Raw genomic sequence first — 1,915 nt, forward strand, 5'->3', positions numbered from 1 at the left:
GTCGCTGCGGCTGACCCGGGATCTGCGGCGGCGCAGTCAGGCGCGCCAGCTCCTGGTTGTCGGCGACGACGGCGCCTTCGGTGACCAGGAGGTCGGTGACCCTGGATCCCTCCTGATCGGCGATGACCACGGCCTCGCGGCGCGGCACGAAGAAGCCGGTCACCCGCACGAGGTCCGAGAAGCAGGCATTGGTCGACTTCGTCACGATGACGAGCGCCTCGCTTTGCGTCTCCTTCGGCTCGGGACGCTTGCGATGCTCGAACAGATAATAGCCGACGCCGAGCGCGACGACGAACACCACGGTGCCGGCAGGCTTGAGATATTCGGAGAGGTTCATCGCCGGATCATCCTGGCCTGGCTCACGGCCGTCCGCGCGAGGCCCATCGAGAGCGTTTCCCTGAAACGAAGCGGCGTCCCGCAAGGCTGCGGGACGCGCTTTGGAAGCGAGACTTTACACCACATCACGACTTGTCACTGCAAAGGATTACGTCGTGCTCACTTCGATGCGGTGGTCTTGTTTTCCATGTTGACGACCTGCACGCGGCGGTTGGCCTCCGCCATCGGCTGGCTCGGGTCCTTCAGCTTGCTCTTGCCGTAGCCGACGGTGACGAGGTCGGTTGCTGAGATGCTGTACTTGTCGACGAGGTAGCGCTTGATCGAATCCGCGCGGCGCTCCGACAGGTCCTGGTTGTAGGTCTCGCCGCCGGCGGCGTCGGTGTGGCCCGCGACCACGAAGGTCGAGCCCTTCAGGTCGGGGCTCGTCAGCGCGCGGCCGAGCGCCTGCACGGAGGGCATCGATTTGGCGCTGATATTGGCCGAGTTGTAGTCGAAGGTGATTTCGAGATCGATGTTCGGCTTGTCCTTGGCGACTGAGGCGATTTCCTCGCGTTCGGTCGACGACAGCGAGCGCGTCGAGCGGCCCCGAACGGACTGGATCAACTTGGTCTCCGCCGCGTTCGGCGCGGGATCGGCCTGCGGGGCGATCGAGAGGCCGCGGGTCAGAGGCTTTTTCGGCGCCGGCGCCAGCGCGCGGACGATCTCGTCCTCAGTCACGTTCTTGCTGTTGCTTTCTTCGCCGGCGAAGGCGGACGAGGTCGGCAGCGACAGAGCGGCACCGATGGTGATGATGGACAGGATCGCGGTCAGTCCCTTTGCAGCCAATCTCATAGCCAGTCCCTCCTGCGCAGCCAGCTTGCGTGCTTCCAAATTTCCAGCAATAGGTCTCGGAAAAGACCTGTTGCGACATCCGCCCATTAGTCTTCCTTGGGCTGTTCAAGGTTCGAGGCTTCGACCGCCTCAACCCAAAAAAATATCAACGCACTCCGTAGCTTGCGAACTCCTGAACGATGTTCGGATCCATCGCCTTGGCGTTGGCGATATCGAGCGCGCCTTCCTGGGCGGAGCCGTTGCGCTGCTTGGCGAGGCCGCGCCCATAGAGCGAGGAGGTCAGGCGCGGGTTGATCTTCAGGGCCGCATCGAAATCGGCGATGGCATTCTTGACCGCGCCCGACTTGAGGTTGACGAGCCCCCGGCTATCCAGCGCATCGACGAAGTTCGGCCGCAGCCGCAGCGCCTCGTTGCAATCCTTCAGCGCGCCCTGGAGGTCGCCGACCACGGTGCGGGTCCAGCAGCGGTTATTCAGCGCCTCGACATCCTTGGTATTGATCCGGAGCGTGTCGTCAAAATCCTTGATGGCGAGGTTGTAGGCACCCTTGCTGGCATAGACCTGGCCACGCCGGTACAGCGCGTTCACGTCGTCCGGATTGGCGGCAATCTTGGAGGTCAGGCTCTTGATCGTGGGATCGTCGGCCAGGGCGGCAGCACTCGGCCCGCTGTCCGTGCTCGGCGCTGGAGCCGGGTCGATCGGTTTCACCGGCGGTGGCGGTGGCGGTGGCGGCAGGGCGGCCTCGACCTG

2 protein-coding genes and 1 pseudogene are annotated in these 1,915 nt (G+C 64.1%); all 3 read right to left on the reverse strand.

The features are described 5' to 3' along the window. Positions 1-337: pseudogene (locus MOV74_RS37110) on the reverse strand (efflux transporter periplasmic adaptor subunit); the annotation flags it as partial. Between the two features lie 158 nt (positions 338-495). Then, positions 496-1,167, reverse strand: a complete 672-nt coding sequence (locus tag MOV74_RS37115) for an OmpA family protein (protein WP_246932358.1) — start codon at positions 1,165-1,167, stop codon at positions 496-498. Positions 1,168-1,312: 145 nt separating this feature from the next. After that, the coding region (locus MOV74_RS37120) for a tetratricopeptide repeat protein (protein ID WP_246932361.1) at positions 1,313-1,915 on the reverse strand (603 nt) is incomplete at its 5' end.

Source organism: Bradyrhizobium sp. SHOUNA76 (genome assembly GCF_023006445.1).
Classification (GTDB): Bacteria; Pseudomonadota; Alphaproteobacteria; order Rhizobiales; family Xanthobacteraceae; genus Bradyrhizobium.

Coding starts and splice junctions, on each gene's coding strand:
- MOV74_RS37115 (WP_246932358.1), bottom strand. CDS start 1,167: ATGAGATTGGCTGCAAAGGGACTGACCGCGATCCTGTCCATCATCACC.